Raw genomic sequence first — 17,240 nt, 5'->3', positions numbered from 1 at the left:
TTTTGTTTCCAGATTACGAGGTTTGGTGGCTCTCGATATAACGCTTGAGATATTGCCCAGTCAGACTTTTCTTCACTTTCATGATATCGTCCGGGGTGCCTGTCGCCACAATGTTTCCGCCCTTTTTACCTGCTTCAGGACCGAGGTCAATCACATAATCTGAGCCACGGATCACATCGAGATTGTGTTCCACGACGACAACGCTGCCGCCCGTCTCGATCAGTTTGTTCAGGACCTTCATCAAAAGCTCCACCTCACGGAAGTGCAGACCTGTGGTCGGCTCATCCAGAATGTACAGGGTGGACTTCTGTTGGACCTGAGACAGTTCTTTGGCGATTTTCAAGCGCTGGGATTCCCCGCCGCTTAAAGAGTTGGCCGGTTGCCCCAGCTGCAGGTAATCCAGTCCGACTTCTTTCAGTACGCTCAAAGGCTTGCGGATATTCGGGTGGGCCACGAAGAAATTCATGGCTTCATTCACGGTCATTGAAAGAATTTCGTGTACGTTTTTGTTTTTATACTGAATTTCAAGGATCTCGGGACGGTACTTTTTACCGTCACAGACGTCACACGGGATAACCACGTTATCCATGAACATCATGTCGATTTCCTCATAACCCGTGCCCTTGCAGGCCGGGCAGCGCCCACCATCCACGTTCAAGCTGAAGGTTCCAGCGGTGTAACCACGGGACTGGGCTTCAGGAGTCGTGGACATGATCATACGAATGGCATCAAACGCCTTCAGGTAAGTGATTGGCGAGCTTCGTGCGGATTTACCAATCGGGGACTGGTCAATCAACAGCACGTTTTTGATATGCTCCACACCGTCCAAGCCTGAATAGTCCTGGGCTGGCATATACTCGATATCCAAAGCGCGAGCCAAAGCCGGATACAGAGTTTTTGAAATCAAAGTCGACTTGCCAGAACCACTGACGCCGGTCACAGTCACCAGGCGATTCAGCGGGAAGGTCACATCCAAATTTTTCAGGTTGTGTCCTTTGGCGCCTTTTAGTTCAATTTTGACTTTGTAGTTATCCACATCCACCGGACGAATCGTGCGTAAAGCCTGCCAGTTTTTGGAAGGCTTTAAGAATGGAACGGTGTTGGACTTTTCATAGTCATAGAACTTTTCAGTGGTGCCAGAGTAAACAACCTCACCACCCAGGTATCCAGAGCCAGGACCCATTTCGATGATGTGTTCGCTGGCTTTGATCACATCGTGATCGTGCTCAACGATAACCAGAGTGTTTCCAAGATCCTTAAGGTCTTTAAGGATCGAAATCAAACGATCATTGTCGCGCGGGTGCAGACCCACGGTCGGTTCATCCAAAACATACAAAGCTTGAGAAAGCCCCATGCCCAGTTGGTTTGCAAGAATCAAACGCTGATATTCCCCACCGGACAGTGTGCGGGTTTCACGTCCCAGGGACAGATAATGAACCCCCACGCGCATCAGGAATTCCAGACGTGAGCGTATTTGCTTTAACACCTCGCCGGCAACTTCCTGCTGGAAAGGGGTGACTTCCAGTTTTTGGAAGAAAGTATTCAGATCTTCAATCGTCAAATTGGAAAGATCATTGATATTCGAGTTGGCAATAAGAACGTGATTGGCTTCCGTGCGCAGGCGCGCGCCTTTGCAAGTCGGGCACTGGAACGGACTGCGGAAGCGGGAAATAAACACCCGCACGTGCATTTTGTATTTGATCTGATCCAGGTACTCAAACAGACCGCGCACGCCGAAGAAATCTTTGTTTCCATTCCAGATCACATCACGTTCGGCCTTCGGAAGGTCCTTCCAGGGGGTGTGAGTGTCGATCTTGGTCTTTTTGCAGTAGGCAAGCAGCTGCTTTTTTTCATGAGCCGCACTGGGCATCCAGAACGGGCTTAAGGCCCCTTGAGCCAGGCTCAAATTCGGATTTGGAATCACTTTTTCTTCGTCGATATCCAGGATGTTTCCGAAGCCTTTGCACGTCGGGCAGGCGCCAATCGGAGAATTAAAACTGAAAAGTTTCGAGCTCAGTGGCGGAGGAGTATAACCACACACCGGGCAGGACGCTTCTTCGCTGACCTGCAGGCGTTCTCCATCAGTGGAAAGAATCGTCGCTCTGCGGGTGATCAAATGCGTGTTGTATTTGATGCTGGCTTCATAGGCTTGAGTCAGTGAGTCTGCCAGACGGCCGCGTTCATCCTCGTTGAAGGACATACGGTCGATCACCAGATAGAAGGTCTCTTTAGGCAGACCTTTTTTGATTGCGGCTGCTTCGCCGATTTCGACGACAGTGCCCATTTCTTCATTGGTCAGGCCACCAGGATGAGTCGCCACAATTTCAGGATTTTCGACTTTTTTGGAGGCTTTCTTGCCGGAAGCTTTGGTTTTTTTGCCAGCTGCTTTTGCTGCCGGCTTTTTAACTTCCGTCACTTTCGGAATATAGATACGCAGATAACCATCTTGCAGCAGCAGGGAGTGAAGTTTTTTGCCTTCAGCAACGCGGCCTTCAGAATTGATTTCCACCAGAAGATAGCCGCGTTTCCCGGCAAAGTTCTTCAGAACCTTGTCAGTGGCTTCGGTCACACTTTCTTTTTCAGTGGGGCAGTGGTGAGTCGGGCAGTAGGACTTTCCGATTTTTTCGTAAAGCAGGCGAAGATAGTCGATGATTTCGGTTGTGGTTCCGACGGTCGAGCGGGAACTTTTAACCGTGTTCTTTTGTTCAATCGAAATAGCTGGGGGAATATTGTTGATGCCTTCAATGTCCGGTTTCGGTGCTTTGTTCAGAAACTGACGGGCATAGTTGGACATGCTTTCGATAAAGCGACGCTGACCTTCGGCAAACAATGTCTCGAAGGCCAGGGAAGATTTCCCGGAACCACTGGGGCCGCAGATCACCGTCATGGAACCAACCGGGATCTTGACCTCAATGTTCTTAAGATTGTTTTGTTTCACCCCCCAGAGGTGAATATCCTTCATTCCGATAAATCCTGTTTGTAGAAGTCAGTTGCTTCTTCAGCTTTGTTGGAGGCGGCTGTAGGTTCAGTTCCTTCAACGAAAGCCTGACGAATGATCTTCTTGGTTGAGGCCGAAGCCAGTTTGCCAGTTTCGCTGTCGATATTAGCAAACACGATACCGTCCGGCACGGGGAAAGTCATCTGCGGAAGACCTTCGTGAGCCGCTTTCATGTAGTCCACCCAAATCGGCAAAGCAGAGCGTCCACCGACCTCGCCTTTACCCAAGCTTTTCTCTTTGTCAAAGCCCACCCACACGCCAGTGGAGATCTGCGGGCTGTAGCCGATAAACCACGCGTCAAAGTAGTTGTTCGTGGATCCAGTCTTACCAGCGACCTCACGGCCCACAGCTCTTGCGCGACCACCCGTACCACCGGCGTCTTCAACCACGCCTTTCAACAATGTTGTCATCACATAGGCTGTGGAGGGACGAATCAGCTGATCGGCATCCTGGAAGAAGATACTTGGATCAAGTTTGGCATTCTTGCCTTCTTTCTTTTTCATTTCCTCGACCTTGGCTGGATCATTCATGGCTTCCAGGAAGGCTTTGCGACGCTCTTCAAAACCGTCATTGATGGTTTTGATCTCTTTGTCAAAACGTGCATCCAAAGAAACTGTTTTTAGCAGATTCTTACCGTTGGCATCATCAACCTTGTGAATCAGCAGCGGTGAGAGTCTTTTGCCAAGACGACCGAATTCAGCGAAAGCCTTGGTCATCTCGTACAAAGTCACGCTGCTGGAGCCCAGAGCCAGCGTGAAATCCGGATTCAAAGGACTGTAGATTCCCAAACGGCGAGCGTATTCCATAGACCAGGGAACACCGACGTCCTCGATGATTTTTACTGTCGGGATATTCAAAGACTTTATCAAAGCGTTGCGGAACAGGATGTCGCCACCGAAGCTTTTGGAGTGATTGGATGGCTTCCAAACCTTCATGTCACCCTGGCCTTCAGCATCGTCAGCGGCGCCACCTTCTTCATATACAATCGGGGCATCCATGATAGGAGTTGCCGGAGTGTAGCCTTTTTCCAGGGCTGAAGCGTAAACAATGGCTTTAAAAGCAGAACCTGTCTGGCGGGGAGCTTGAATTGCACGATTAAATTCACTTTTTGCAAAGCTGGATCCGCCGACCATCGCCAGGACATCCTGATTTTCCTGATCAAATGAAATCAAGGCCCCTTCAACAAGTGGTTCCTGATCCAGCTCAAGACCGATGAATTTGCTTAAGTCCGGCGCAGCGGCGGTTGGCAGGCCTTTTTTCTTGCTGGCCAGTCGTGTGGAGCTGAATTGATCTGCAACCACCTTCACCAAAATCACATCACCTTTTTTTAGTGCGTCTGAAGGCTTTTTGATAGCGGCCAGATCATAGCGAGCCTCAGAATCCGGCTTGCGCGCCCAAGTCATGGTTTCAATGTCAATCACGCCGCGGGTCTCTGGCAGTTTCACGTAAACCAAACCCAGCGCATCGTCGACTTTTTCAACGACACCATTCACGGTGTCTTTCAGTTTGATATACGGAGGCAGCAACGGATGCAGCTTTTCATCCTGCGCTGATTTCACCGGTACGATATCGGCGAACTTTCCGTCCGGAAGAATGATTCTTTCCGGAGTGAAGTCCGAGATCAGCTTCTTTTGATTTTCCTTCAGGAATTCTTCGATAGCGTCTTCATCAGAAAGATTTTTGGCCGGACCACGGTAGCCCTGACGTTTATCCAAAGACTTCAGACCTTCTTTTACAGAGTCCTGAGCGGCCATCTGTTTGGTCAGATCAAGGCTGGTGTAAATTTTAAGGCCCTTATCCAAAACCATGTCTTCACCCAGTTGATTCACCAGCAACTGACGAACGGTTTCCAGATAGAACGGCGCATATTCTTCGTAGTTTTCACGAACGTAAACCTTCACCGGCTCTTTGATGGCCGCTTCAGACTCTTCCTTGCTGACGTAACCGACATCAGCCATGCGGCGCAGAACATAGATCTGACGTTCTTTGGCGCGCAAAGGATTTGAAACCGGGCTGTAACGGGAAGGCGCCTGAGGAAGACCCGCCAGGATTGCCATTTCGGACAAAGTCAGTTTGGAAACCGGCTTGCGATAATAAGTCTGGGCGGCCTGTTCAACACCGTAAGCTCCCTGACCGAAATAGATCTGATTCAGATAAAGGAAAAGGATGTCTTCCTTGCTCAGATTCTTTTCCATCTCAATTGCCAGCAGAATATCACGCAATTTTCGAGTCAGAGTTTTTTCAGAGGACAGAAGCAGTGTTTTTGCCACCTGCTGCGTGATCGTCGATCCCCCTTGAACGGAGCGACCGGCGCGCAGGTTGGCTAATGCCGCACGGAAGATGGCTTGGGGGTTGATCCCTTTGTGCGAGAAGAACTGATCATCTTCGGCCGCCAGGAACGCATTGACAAGATTCTTTGGAATCTTTTCGTAAGGAACCAAGGTGCGGCGTTCGCGGAAGAACTCACCGATTTTCTTATTGTTGCGATCATAGACCTGACTGACCAGCAGGGGCTGGTAGTCTTTCACAGTGATCAATTGTGGCAGGCCGGATCTGACAGACTGAATGATGAGATAGACACCGAGGATGCCGACAAGACCGAGGGCGACGCAAAATAGCAGGATCTTTTTTAACACTGTGGGGGGCTCCTTTAATAAGCCCCCATTCTAACAGTGCAAATGGGCAGGGTCTAGGGACACTGGCCCGAAGGCTGGGTCTTACTTTCTGCCTGATTTGGATCCCGAACTGCGGGAACGTTTCGAGGAGCCCTTCGCAGCTTCACCCAGGTAGCAATCAATTCCGGAACTAGCTATGTTGGCCTTTACGTCTTCGATAATCTCAGTTTGCGCGGAAATCTCACTAGAAGCTTCCTCAGATGTGTATTCCGCACCACGTTTTGGCGCAGGACCCAAAGTCATCAGGGAATTGTTGGCCCGGTTCAAAGCCTCGGTGTAGCTCTGCTGTTTAGTAGCCAGGGCTTTCAATTTGGTCTGCATGTTTTCCTGAGCCGCCTGCATCTTGTTCTGAGTCAGGGTCATCAGTTCAGTGACCTTCTTTTCGGCCTGTGTTTTTCTTTTTGTTGTGTCCGCTTTCATCTGATCCAACTGCGTGGAAGCCAGATTCAAAGAATCATTCAGCTCGTCCGTGCTGGCTTCAGCATTGCGGATTTGATCGGTGATCGATTCCATCTTGGCAGAGCTTTGTTCATTCAAAGATATGCGCGCTTGCTGGAAGCGGTTCATACATTTGTTGAACGCATCCAGAGCCGCTGCTTTTTGGGCTTTGGCTTTGGAAATATGGCTTTTGTTGGAGGTCGCGTTCACTTTACCATAGGATTCTGCGGCCTTGGTGTATTCTTGATTGCAAGCATACTTGGATGTTTCTGCTGTCAATTCCAGCATTTTGGTCGCTTTTTCACGAACCGCATTTGTCATCTCAGAACGCAAAGAGATGATTTTGGAGTTGTACTCGCGCAGCTTTTCTTTGGCAGCATTTTGGCTGGCCTGGAATTCAGAGATCTTCTCACGCTCTTGCTCGTCCAACGACGTTTTAGTCTCTTCCAGTTCCTGCTGGGCATCGGTCAGAGCCTGTTGTAGTTCCTGAATGGTCGTATTGAACGTTTCCTTGATCTCAGCTTCATCATCAGCCAGTTCGGCGATGTCTTTTTGAGTGTCTTTGATCTCGGTTTCAAGACGCTTTTTTTCGTCGTAATAGTCGCGACCATTCATCTGGGGGCAAGAGCCACCAATATTGGAGCCTGCCGGAAGACCCATCAAAGTTCCAATGGCGTCAGTGGTGTCAAAGCTATCAGTGCCCAAAGTTTCGGAGCAGGCAGCGGCTTTTTCCGCACATCCGGAACCCAGGCCGGCTTTGCGGCAGGCTTCGGCGATTTTGTTTTTAGCAGAAGAGATTTCGCTGCGAGCCTGGTTGCACTCAGATCGCTCGCGTGCTTTTTTGCTTTCAGCTACGTCTTCGGCAGATCTGGTGCCAATTGTGATTCCGCCAGTACTTGATTCAGCAAAGGATACAGAAGGGGCTATCAATGAAAGCACGCTCAGGATGTTGATAACTGTTTTGACAGATGCATTTTTTTTAGAGCTTGAAATCTTATTCATTTGATTTCCTCCCCGATGATAATGAGTGGTGCAATACCAGTACCAATTATCGGCAGACCTGCCCAAAAGGTTTACGTCTCAGAGTGAGATTTCGGCCAAAGCCAGTACAGGTGGGAAAAGAAAATAAAAAAGCCCGGCTTGGGACCGGGCTTCGAGGTGTTTTGAAACTGAAAAGGTCTAGGAAGCAACCGCACTTCCGCAGTGAGCGCACTTGCGTGCTTTCATCGGGATGCTTGAGCAGCACTCTGGACATTCTTTCGTGGTCACTGGGGCGGGCTCTTCGGCCCGCTTCAATTTGTTTGCGGCTTTAATAATCAGGAAGATTGAAAAGGCCACGATGACAAAGTCCAGAACCACGTTGAGAAAGGTTCCGTAGTTCAATGTCGCGACACCGGCGGCCTTGGCGGCGTCCAGTGTCGGGTAGGAGTCGCCATTGAGAACAAGGAAAAGATTTGAGAAATCAACTTTGCCCATTCCCAAAGAAAGAACTGGCGTCAGAACATCTGTTACAAATGAAGTAACAATCTTGCCGAACGCCGCACCGATAATGATACCCACAGCCATGTCCAGGACATTGCCGCGCATGATAAACGTTTTAAACTCCTTAAACATGGTTGCAGTCCTTTCTTAGAATTTTGCCACAAGGTTCATTGTACTTGTGGTTGTTGTGTACTTGCCATCAACAGGAATGGAATTTTGATATTGTAATAGATAAGCCAACTTCAAAGAGAAAACGGAGTTCAACATCACATTCAATGAAGCTTCCGTGTTGAACAAATAAGCATCCGTGGTTGTGAAGTTCGGCAGATACTCCGCCCAGTACTTGAATGACAAAGTTTTATCCAAAGCTTTGTTAAATTCGGTGAACAGACGTCCCATGTTGTCATGAGTCGTTCCGCCGCCTGTGGGAAGTGTTTTTTGATAACGATAACCGACCTCGAAGAACCAGTTCATTTCGTCAGATTTGATCACGCTGTACTTCAAACCCAGGTCGGAAGAGTCCCTTTGGATGTAGCCGTTGAAGATATCGCTTTCTGCCTTTTGGCCGGCAAACACGCCCAGATAGTCGGTCAGTTCACGTTCGTAACGAGCACCGATTTCCCAGTTGCGGGCAGATTCAACACCGTTGGAGTCCGTTTTTAAATAGCGCCCGAACGCGGAGTAAACGTTCTTGTCTTGAGTGTAAGTGGTTTTTGCTTTCGCAGCATAACTCTCAGAATCACTGTTACCGCTGACAATTACGGCACCAGCTTCTGCTTCACCGGTAACCGGTGCTGCGGCGGCAGAGAACGAACAAAGCAAGGCGAACACACTTGCGGCAATCGAGAACATCTTCATACACAAATCTCCTTTTATTTATCCAGGATTTGACTCTAGTTTTAATTCGCCGTTCGTCCAAGAAAAAATTGATGAGAAACACAGTAAAATCTGCTAATTTTTCCGGGAGGTTTGTGCAGGTGCAAAAAGGTTTTAACTCAGATATTACAGTGCGCGGTCAGAAGTTCCACATTCAGACAGAGGATTGGGGAACGCAAAATCCTTATCTGGTCAGCAGAATCTTCTGCAACGGAGCTGTGATGAAGACCATCAAAACACCCTATGACACTGTTTTGAAGCTGGGGTCTGTTCAGTCGGAGGAAGCCATCAAGTTGGCCCTGCGCCGTCAACACACCACGATAATTGATACCCTGATGGCGGGAAGCCTTCCTTAAATCCTTCAAAAACACCAAAACCTCGACTTGTGGCGAGTATTCATCAGCAGTCATCTTTCATAAGATGAAGGGATGATTGAATTCTCTCATGTCTATAAGACCTACCCCGGCCCGGTTCATGCGCTGAAAAATATCGATTTGCGCATCGACAAGGGTGAGTTCGTGTTTTTGACCGGTCCCAGTGGGGCGGGAAAAACAACTCTGTTCAAGATGATCTCGGCCTACGACATCGCCACATCAGGCGATGTGAAAGTGGCCGGTCACGATCTTTTGACGATGCGAGATGCACAGATTCCCTTCTTTCGCCGAAAAATTGGTGTGATCTTCCAGGATTTCAAACTTTTGAAGGATCGAACGATCTTTGAAAACGTCGCGCTGCCATTGCAGGTGCGCGGCGATAAGGCACCGGCCATTCAGCGCCGCGTGTATGAAGTTCTGGAGCAAGTCGGTCTTGCACACAAACATGATCAGTACCCTGATTTTGTTTCCGGTGGTGAGCAGCAAAGAACCGCGATTGCCCGTGCGATTATTCATCAGCCGGGTGTATTGATCGCCGATGAGCCGACGGGAAATCTGGATCCGCGCTTAAGTGAAGAGATCATGGATCTTTTGGAGCGGGTTTGTTCTCAGGGAACCACGGTCTTCGTGGCCACGCATGATCATGAGATGGTTCGTCGTCGCAAGAAGCGTACGTTGCAGTTACAAGACGGCATGATCGTGGGGGACACCAAGTGAGACCACACCAAAAGAACTGGGCGTTGAAGGTTTCCACCTTGGTTGTTGTGACTGCGTGTTTTGTGGTGATGGGCGCAGCCCTTCTGGTATCGCAGAACTTCCGAAATATCCTGACCCTGTGGGGTGAGGACGTGCAGATGACGGTTTATCTTTCTCAGGATCTGTCTGAAAAAGGCCGTCAGGACATCGAAAGCAAAATCAAAGAAAATGAAAATGTGGCAGGCGTTAAGTTTGTCACGCAAGAGCAGGCCTTGGGGGACTTCCGCTCCCAGATGGCCAGTTATGCTCCGGATATTTCCCAGGATGAAGAGCTGCTTCGCCTGATTCCGGCAAGCCTTCTGGTGCAGTTGAAATCCGATGTGGCCGCCGCTGAACAGACCACGGTTTTGCAGTCCATGGCCGGAAAGCTTCGTCAGCTGGAGGGTGTGGATGAAGTCAGCTATGGTCAGGACTGGGTCGAAAAGTATGCTGCACTGGTGAATGCGATCGAGCTGACCTTGCGCGCGTTATGTCTGGTGATTCTGGCAGCGTCCCTGTTTGTTATGTCCAACGCCATTCGTGCCTCGGTTCAGGCTCGCAAGGACGAGATTGTGGTTCTCGAGATGATTGGTGCCACGCCTTCCATGATCCGAAAGCCATTCCTGGTGGAAGGAGCGGTGTTGGGGGTTGTTTCCTCGGTCTTGTCGCTGGGTCTTTGCTTCGGCGTTTATATCGGGATCAAAAATCTGCTGACCACGAAGTTAAGCTTCCTGCAGCTGGGGGAGCACATTCAGTTCCTGGGCCCGGTGCTTTTGGTGGTGTTTGTTGTCGCCGGCACTGGTCTGGGCGCTTTGGGATCTTATCTGTGTGTGCGCCGTATGAATGACGGTTTCGCCGGAAGTCAGGGGTAGTCGTTGAAGCTTGCACAGATTCTTTTGGCATTGGTGTTTTCATTGTCGTTGGGGGCGAAAGCCGCAAACCCCAGCGATGTGGACAGCCTTGCCAAAGACTTTGAAGCGACAAAAAAGAAGCTGGAAGACGCCGAGCTGAAGCAGCGTCAGGTCCTGTCCGCCCTTTATCAGTTGAATAAGAAGATCAAAAAAATCGTGACTGAAAAAGGGGAGATGTCCCAGCAGCGTGCTTTCCTGGAAGTGAATATCCGAAACCTTACCCAAAAAGTGGAAGACCTGGACCAGAAGTCCCGCCAGCAGAGAACCCTTTTGGCGGAACGTCTGCGGGCTATGTACAAGCTGGGCGGGCCTTCGATTGCACGTTTCCTTTTTTCATCCAGCAGTTCGGCTTCTTTGGAAAGAAATCTGAAGATTCTGGGAGTGGTTGCGGGCCGCGATCTTGAGCTGATTAAAAATTATTCCCGGGACCTTAAAGATCTTGAAACCAAACGCAAGACCCTGGCACAGCGCCTGGACAACATGAAGTCGGTCGAGCAAAAGATCGCTTCGCAGGAAAAGGCCCTGCGTAAAGAGCAGGACCTTAAAGGCAAGCTTTTGGACGGGATCCGCAAGAACAAGCTTTTTGCCATCAACAAGATCAATGGCCTTCGTGAAAAGTCCCTGCAGTACAATATCGATGATACGGGTCTGTTTGATCTGCTCTTTAAACCTTCGTTTGCAGACCAAAAAGGTGAGCTTTCTGCACCTCTTGAAGGTGTGATCACCCGTAAATTTGGACTTATGAAAGGTCAGGATCACCCCTATACTTTAACTCACAAAGGAATCTTTATTTCGGCGGCCAAGGGTAGCAATATCAAAGCCGTGTTTGAAGGCAAGGTTTCCTATGTCGGAACGCTTCCGGGCTTTGGAACAACTCTGATTGTGGATCATGGAGATCATTACTACAGCGTCTATTCCCATGCACAAGAAGTGAAAGTGAACACCGGTGATGAAGTCACGGGTTCCCAGGTGCTGGCTCAAGTGGGTGAAGCCCCGCAGGACGGCAGTTCCGGACTGTATTTTGAAATTAGACATTTTTCTGAACCCTACGACCCGCAACAGTGGATGAAAGGACTCTAACACTATGCAATCACTCAAACGCTACTGGAAAACCTATATTTTGGGCGGCGCCCTTCTGCTGGTTTTGTTCATCATGGCAGAAACAGGTTTTCAGGTAAGAGCCTTTGCCCAGGAAAGGTATGCGGATCTGCAGAACTTCAGCAAGGTTCTTAATCTGATTCAACAGTACTACGTTGAAGAAGTGAATACCAAGAAGCTGGTTTACGGGGCGATCAAAGGGATGTTGCGCGAGCTTGATCCACACACGAACTTCATGCCACCGGAAATGTTCAAGGATTTTGAAACAGAGACCAGCGGTGAGTTCGGCGGTTTGGGTATTGAGATCTCGATTCAAAACGGCATTCTGACGATCATTTCTCCGATCGAGGATGCTCCAGCCTGGGAAGCGGGTATCAAGGCTGGGGATAAAGTTGTGGCTATCGATGGAACCACAACCAAGGGGATGAGTCTGGCCGAAGCCTCCGTGATGATGCGCGGGAAAAAAGGCAGCAAGATCGTTTTGCGTGTGGTTCGTGATAACGAAGAAAAGCCTCGTGATATCACCGTGGTTCGTGGCAGTGTGAAAATCAAATCTGTAAAGTACACGGATCTGGGTGATGGTTTTGCTTACGTTCGTATCACGAGCTTCATCGAAAACACCTCCAAAGATCTGCAAAAGGTTGTTGAAACCCACATCAAGAACAACAAGAACATGTCGGGCCTGTTGATTGATATGCGCAGGAATCCGGGTGGCTTGTTGGATCAGGCGATCAAGGTTAGTGATATGTTCCTGAAAGAAGGAACAATCGTGTCCACTATCGGTCGTAACAAAAACGAAAAAGAAGTGGCGACGGCCTCTAAAAAAGGTCAGTACACCAACTTCCCGATCGTGATCCTGGTGAATGAATACACGGCAAGTGCCAGTGAGATCGTGTCCGGAGCTTTGCAAGATAACAAACGTGCTTTGATCGTGGGTCAAAGAACATTTGGTAAGGGCTCTGTGCAGTCTGTGATCAAGCTGGGTGATGGCAGCGGTCTGAAGTTGACTGTGGCTCGTTACTACACGCCGAACGGTGTTTCAATCCAGGCTGAAGGTATTCATCCTGACATTGAAATCGAAGACGTGGATCCAGATGCATTCTCTAAAGCGATTGTGAAATCTGTCACAACTCGTGAAGGCGATATTGCCGGTCACTTGAAAGGTGATCGTGAAAAAGCCGCAGAGAAGCTGGATGTGAAAGAGGGCGCAGAAGAAGGCGCACTGGCTTGGTGGAAAGACGTGGGATCAAAAAAAGATGAAAAGCTGTCGCCGCGCGATAAGCTGTTCAAAGCTGATTATCAAGCATATCAAGCATTTAGCTACCTCAAAGCATGGGATACTTTGAAGGCTTTGACGCGCTAGTTATTGATTAAGAATTTTAGAGGCCCTACTCTAGCCGCACATCCAAGGCAGAGGGGGCCTTTCATGTTAAAGTTTGTTATCTTCATCACAGCGCTGTGTTCTTTGGCTCACGCTCAGAACGTCGGCTTCGAAAAAGGGAACTCCCTCACTGTCACTCCAATTCAAGGTCAGGTTCGTGTTATCTGCGGCGGTTTTAACGGCAACGGAACGGCATTGTATTCTTGTCGTGATATCGTGATGAAACCGGGTGCCTACGATCACTTTGTGGGCCCACGTGATGCCCGAGTCACTAAGGTGGAACTGACGGCGTTCCATCAGGATGGTTCCAATCGTTCCAAAACAGAAGACTATCAGGGCGCTCGTGGTATCAGTGCAGATGCCTTTAATCTGTGGATCTCCACATTGTTCCAAAAACCATTGTTGGAGCTGGGCACGAACAACGTGAACTACCGTTTGGTCAGTGGAAACACCGTTTATGCGGAAGGATCTTTCCAGGCGGTGGTTACGAAAACAGCCATGCGTGAGTGCCCGATGGCAACTTACCAGTCCACGGATGTGAATGACTGCAACTCGCAGTATTCCATCTGCCAGCGCTACTTCAAAGAATTCAATAACTGCCAGTAAAAAATAAAAAAGCCGGCGTCATTACTGACCCGGCTTTTCGGAGTAGAGATCTTCTTAAGTCTTACACGCACTCTTTAAGCTTTTTCACAACTTCCATTGCTTTAGCTTTATCAACGCCTTTTACTTCCATGATCGCATCTACGAATGCCTCTTCAGAAGTGCCGCGTTTGCCGGATTCTACGATCTGGTCGTGGCGCTCGATGATTTGAGTGTAAGAGTCACGCTCTGCTTTAGAGAATCTGGTCAAGATAGCCTCTGGCAGAGTTTCCAGTTTGGACAATGCTGCTGTGGTTTCGGTCAGCTCTGCTGCGTTCAGGTCTTTTGCTGTTTTACGAGCGCCCGTCAAAGAAGAGTTCGCCATCAGTTTCGCAGAAGCAGTTGCTGCTGCATCGATGGATTGACCTTCGTTAGCGTCGTTTTTGCTGATCTCTGCCGCCATCTTTTTAGCTGCAACGATCGTTGCCAGGCTGTCCAGACGTTGTGCGGACTTGGATGGATCTGCTTTCAGAGCCATGGAAAGAGCATTGTTCTTGCCAGAAGGAAGCGCCAGCTCATTGATGATGTTGTCCTGAGCGACTTTCAGCTTCTGGGCATCCAAACCTTTGGAGGTCATGCCTTTACCGAAAGCGGCTGCTTTAACCTGCTTCGTGTATTCCACCAAAGCTTCACGCGCTGGTTTTGCACCAGGGGCTGCGTGGACCGTCAAAGACAGGGACATAGTTGTCACCAGGGCTGCCATACCGAACACAAATGCTTTTTTCATACTCTCTCTCCTTAGTACTTGTTAATTTTTTAAACAGGGCACTCCAATTTTTGGGACTCTCCAATCCCAGAAGCACCTTGCTTAGTTTAATCGTTTCAACACTCTATATATCAAAGGCCGTACCAACTAGTTCTTGCCCGGCATCGCCATGCCTCTCATCTGAGCGATCTTGGCCTGAATCTCATTTTGGAACTGACCTTGTTCCGCATTGAGACGTTTGATATTGCGGATCTTGTCCCAGCTCACAGCATTCGCCATAGAGCCGTACATCATCACTTCCTGCGCCAGGGACTGAAGCTGCTCCAGCGCCTGAACCGCGATATCACGTTGTTGTTGGTTCAAAGCCACCACCGCACCCTCAGTCGCGTCGCCCACACCCAACAGGGTGGAAACGCCCGCCAGAGCCGTTTGAATCTTGGTCACTTGTTCTTCCAGCTGATAGTTTTCCAGAGGGGACTGAATCACTTCACGGCCTTCGATGGTTCTAACTTCAATTTTCTTCAGCAAATTGTTCAGAGCAAAGAACTCGCCTTCAACAGCCTTCAATGCCGCGTGGGTCGGAGCGTTTTTAAGAAGATTTTCAAACTTCAGATCAAACTTCGCGGATGGCTGAAGCATTTCCTGCAACAGCGCCAGGTACACGCGCTCTTCCTGGAAGACAGCGTTGATGATTCCATTTGCCATTGGCCCGCGGTTGAAGCTGCTTCTTTCGTTGTTGTACATTTTGCGAACCATCTTCACGACGATTTCGTCATAGCTCTTGGAGAATTCACCAAAGGCCTTTTGCATCTGGGATTCTGTTTTAGCTGTCCACCAAGCCGGGAATGCAGACTCTTCTTTAGAGCCAACTGCATTGTCACGGGCTTCGTGAACCAGGTATTCCACAAAACCTGTATATTTTTTGCCGCTGGCTGCGCGCACTGGCCAGTTGTAGATTCTTTCAACCGGAGCATCGGCCTTGATGCCAAAGCACGGATCAAATTCATCATTCTGATTTGCCAAAGTCGGTGGCAGGAACACAGACGGGAAGCCCGTGTGAGCACCGGCAATTTTTGGAGTTTTCACAACTTTGCCGTTAGCCTCCACATCCGGACCGCAGATCATCTGCATGACCAGGAAGTCTGTGATCTTCGGAGTTTTAAACAAACCCACCTGACGGTAGTAGCTTGTGCCAGCCAAAGTTTCCGCCGTGCTTGGAGCTTTTTCGTAAGCCTGACCGAACCCACGGCCCACTTCCAGAGAAGGATCCGGAGAACCCATGTAGCTGCGGATCTCGTTCATCACACGGAAATAGTTTTGAGAGCTTGAAACATTCTGAGCAGCAATGCGCATGTTGTTGTTCAGCTCCAGCAAACCTTTGCCGATCTGGTCGCGGTCACCGGTGGAAAGTTTGGCGATGATGCCATTGATCGCTTTCTTTTCAGCTGGGTACAGATATTTCGTTTTGTCAGATTTCATCAAAGCTTCGGCCTTGATCGCCGCTTCAGCCACGGTGTCCAGCTGCATGCCTTCGATAAACTGTGGGTGAGTCAGGTAAAGGTCCTCGCGACCTTCAGCCATATCCAGCGGAGTCACGCCATTCAGTGGAGCCGTGCGCAGCAATGGCTGCACCTGGGATTCGTTGAATCTGGCGTTGCGGATTTCATTCACGAAATCGTTATAGAAGGAATAGCTGCTGTTAAACATGCTCGTCAGGCTTTTCAAAGCTTCAGACCAGTTGTGGTGAGCTTCATAGACCTCAGCCATGTTGATCATGCGCCAGTCCATCATCTTCTGATGGAAGTGTTTCATTTCATGTTTCAAGTTGTCGGTAGAACCATTCCACTTCGCGGTTTTCAGGGTGTTCACATGGTTCACCATGTCGCGGTTCATGTCGTGGAAGTCAGCTCCGTCAAAGATGTTTTTCCAGGCAAAGGTCACATGACGGTTAAACCACATGTCCAAAGCCACGAACGCCGAGATCTGAAGACCTTTAACAATCAAAAGACGCAGACCTTTTACCTGCATCGTGCCCGGAGTCAGCCAGACAGCGATATCAACACCAGTCACACGCAAAACCACTTTCGTCAGAAGAGCCTGACCCAAAGCTGCCGCACCGGAGGAAATCAACATGGAAGCGATACCTGGAGCGTACTCCCAGATTTTCTTGTGGATAACAAGGTACTCGTAGGCTTTGCCGCACGGATCTTCTTCCACACCAGCCGCCGTGTCTTTCTGGGAAACTTTTCCGCCCATCATGACTTTGGCACACGCCTTCACGTTAGGATCCGAAGCGACAGACGAAAGATATGTCTGCAGGAAAGCACCCACGGTCATGCCCAGGTACGGGATCATGTGGTGAAACTTAGGGTTTTTGATGTAAGTGGAAAGCAGGTTGGAAGTCAGACCTTGGGAATACATGAAAGTGAAGAAGCCAAACACTCCCATCGGTGAAAGCTGGTGCTGGATATGCTGTTGCATTGCCACGGGATTTTGCGAATAGTTCGTGATCAGCTGACCGGCCACAACCGCGCCCATCGCCACGAAGAACATCGCAGATTCCGTCGGCAGGTTTCTTACAGTGTGGGACAGGGATGCTTTGGAGGCGTTTTTAATGCGCACCATTTCATCCAGCATCATCTTGTTGATGGATTTTGGAGAGAACTTGCGAAGTTGTTTTTCTTCCCCGAATGGGATTTCCATCGCCAGCTTTTTGGTTGTTTTATCAAAGACTTGAGCTTTCTTGGATTCCTTGTCGACATAAAGGGTGTAGCCCATGGGCTCCAGGAAATCGCGGTACTGGGCAAGTTGAGCTTTCTCTTTCTCAGTCCAATTGGCTGCGGCCTGGGCCACAGGGGCCAGGATCATGTTAACAGCGGCAATGGCAGTCAGAATCTTAGAGAACCATTTCATAGCTTCACCTC

General features: G+C 49.4%; 13 protein-coding genes. 6 read left to right on the top strand and 7 right to left on the bottom strand.

Annotation, left to right across the window (positions count from 1 at the left end; genetic code table 11):
* Positions 1 to 13 precede the first annotated feature (13 nt).
* From uvrA to ACNQKP_RS03340, 5 genes are all read right to left on the bottom strand, one after another.
* On the bottom strand, positions 14 to 2,962 hold the full coding sequence (gene uvrA / locus ACNQKP_RS03360) for an excinuclease ABC subunit UvrA (protein ID WP_417862841.1): 2,949 nt from the start codon (positions 2,960 to 2,962) through the stop codon (positions 14 to 16).
* Positions 2,959 to 5,634 (bottom strand): penicillin-binding protein 1A, encoded by a 2,676-nt coding sequence (locus ACNQKP_RS03355; RefSeq protein ID WP_417862839.1) that lies wholly within the window; start codon positions 5,632 to 5,634, stop codon positions 2,959 to 2,961. Before ACNQKP_RS03355 ends, uvrA begins: the two co-directional genes overlap by 4 nt.
* Positions 5,635 to 5,715: 81 nt before the next feature.
* Positions 5,716 to 7,113 carry a hypothetical protein gene (locus ACNQKP_RS03350; RefSeq protein WP_417862838.1) on the bottom strand — a complete coding sequence of 466 codons (1,398 nt, stop codon included), beginning with the start codon at positions 7,111 to 7,113 and terminating at the stop codon, positions 5,716 to 5,718.
* 177 nt (positions 7,114 to 7,290) lie between these two features.
* Entirely contained in the window at positions 7,291 to 7,725 is a 435-nt protein-coding gene (mscL, locus tag ACNQKP_RS03345) for a large conductance mechanosensitive channel protein MscL (protein ID WP_417862836.1), read from the bottom strand.
* A gap of 15 nt (positions 7,726 to 7,740) precedes the next feature.
* Positions 7,741 to 8,451 carry a DUF481 domain-containing protein gene (locus ACNQKP_RS03340; RefSeq protein ID WP_417862835.1) on the bottom strand — a complete coding sequence of 237 codons (711 nt, stop codon included), beginning with the start codon at positions 8,449 to 8,451 and terminating at the stop codon, positions 7,741 to 7,743.
* Positions 8,452 to 8,522: 71 nt separating this feature from the next.
* Between ACNQKP_RS03340 and ACNQKP_RS03335 the strand changes: the two genes are divergently transcribed.
* The 6 genes from ACNQKP_RS03335 (at position 8,523) to ACNQKP_RS03310 (ending at position 13,574) form a co-directional block, all read left to right on the top strand.
* Positions 8,523 to 8,825 carry a hypothetical protein gene (locus tag ACNQKP_RS03335; protein ID WP_232468877.1) on the top strand — a complete coding sequence of 101 codons (303 nt, stop codon included), beginning with the start codon at positions 8,523 to 8,525 and terminating at the stop codon, positions 8,823 to 8,825.
* 72 nt (positions 8,826 to 8,897) lie between these two features.
* Complete coding sequence (gene ftsE / locus ACNQKP_RS03330) at positions 8,898 to 9,560, top strand: cell division ATP-binding protein FtsE (RefSeq protein ID WP_417862834.1); 663 nt, start codon at positions 8,898 to 8,900, stop codon at positions 9,558 to 9,560.
* On the top strand, positions 9,557 to 10,450 hold the full coding sequence (locus ACNQKP_RS03325) for a cell division protein FtsX (protein ID WP_417862832.1): 894 nt from the start codon (positions 9,557 to 9,559) through the stop codon (positions 10,448 to 10,450). The genes ftsE and ACNQKP_RS03325 overlap by 4 nt, the downstream gene beginning before the upstream one ends.
* A 3-nt stretch (positions 10,451 to 10,453) precedes the next feature.
* Positions 10,454 to 11,569, top strand: a complete 1,116-nt coding sequence (locus ACNQKP_RS03320; protein ID WP_417862831.1) for a murein hydrolase activator EnvC family protein — start codon at positions 10,454 to 10,456, stop codon at positions 11,567 to 11,569.
* A 4-nt stretch (positions 11,570 to 11,573) separates the two neighbouring features.
* Positions 11,574 to 12,950: a S41 family peptidase gene (locus ACNQKP_RS03315; protein WP_088566621.1), complete on the top strand. Its 1,377-nt coding sequence runs from the start codon at positions 11,574 to 11,576 to the stop codon at positions 12,948 to 12,950.
* A 63-nt stretch (positions 12,951 to 13,013) separates the two neighbouring features.
* The gene (locus tag ACNQKP_RS03310; protein WP_417862830.1) at positions 13,014 to 13,574 is read left to right on the top strand and encodes a hypothetical protein; all 561 of its coding nucleotides are present in this window, start codon (positions 13,014 to 13,016) and stop codon (positions 13,572 to 13,574) included.
* Positions 13,575 to 13,635: 61 nt separating this feature from the next.
* Here ACNQKP_RS03310 and ACNQKP_RS03305 read toward each other — a convergent pair whose 3' ends face one another.
* Together ACNQKP_RS03305 and ACNQKP_RS03300 are read right to left on the bottom strand one after the other, a co-directional pair.
* On the bottom strand, positions 13,636 to 14,337 hold the full coding sequence (locus ACNQKP_RS03305) for a hypothetical protein (RefSeq protein WP_015089357.1): 702 nt from the start codon (positions 14,335 to 14,337) through the stop codon (positions 13,636 to 13,638).
* Positions 14,338 to 14,463: 126 nt separating this feature from the next.
* Entirely contained in the window at positions 14,464 to 17,229 is a 2,766-nt protein-coding gene (locus ACNQKP_RS03300) for a hypothetical protein (RefSeq protein WP_417862828.1), read from the bottom strand.
* Positions 17,230 to 17,240 lie beyond the last annotated feature (11 nt).

Source organism: Bdellovibrio bacteriovorus (assembly GCF_048286975.1).
Taxonomy (GTDB): domain Bacteria; phylum Bdellovibrionota; class Bdellovibrionia; order Bdellovibrionales; family Bdellovibrionaceae; genus Bdellovibrio; species Bdellovibrio bacteriovorus_H.
The sequence above is the reverse complement of the archived record's forward strand: the minus strand, read 5'-3'. Positions and strand labels throughout refer to the sequence as shown.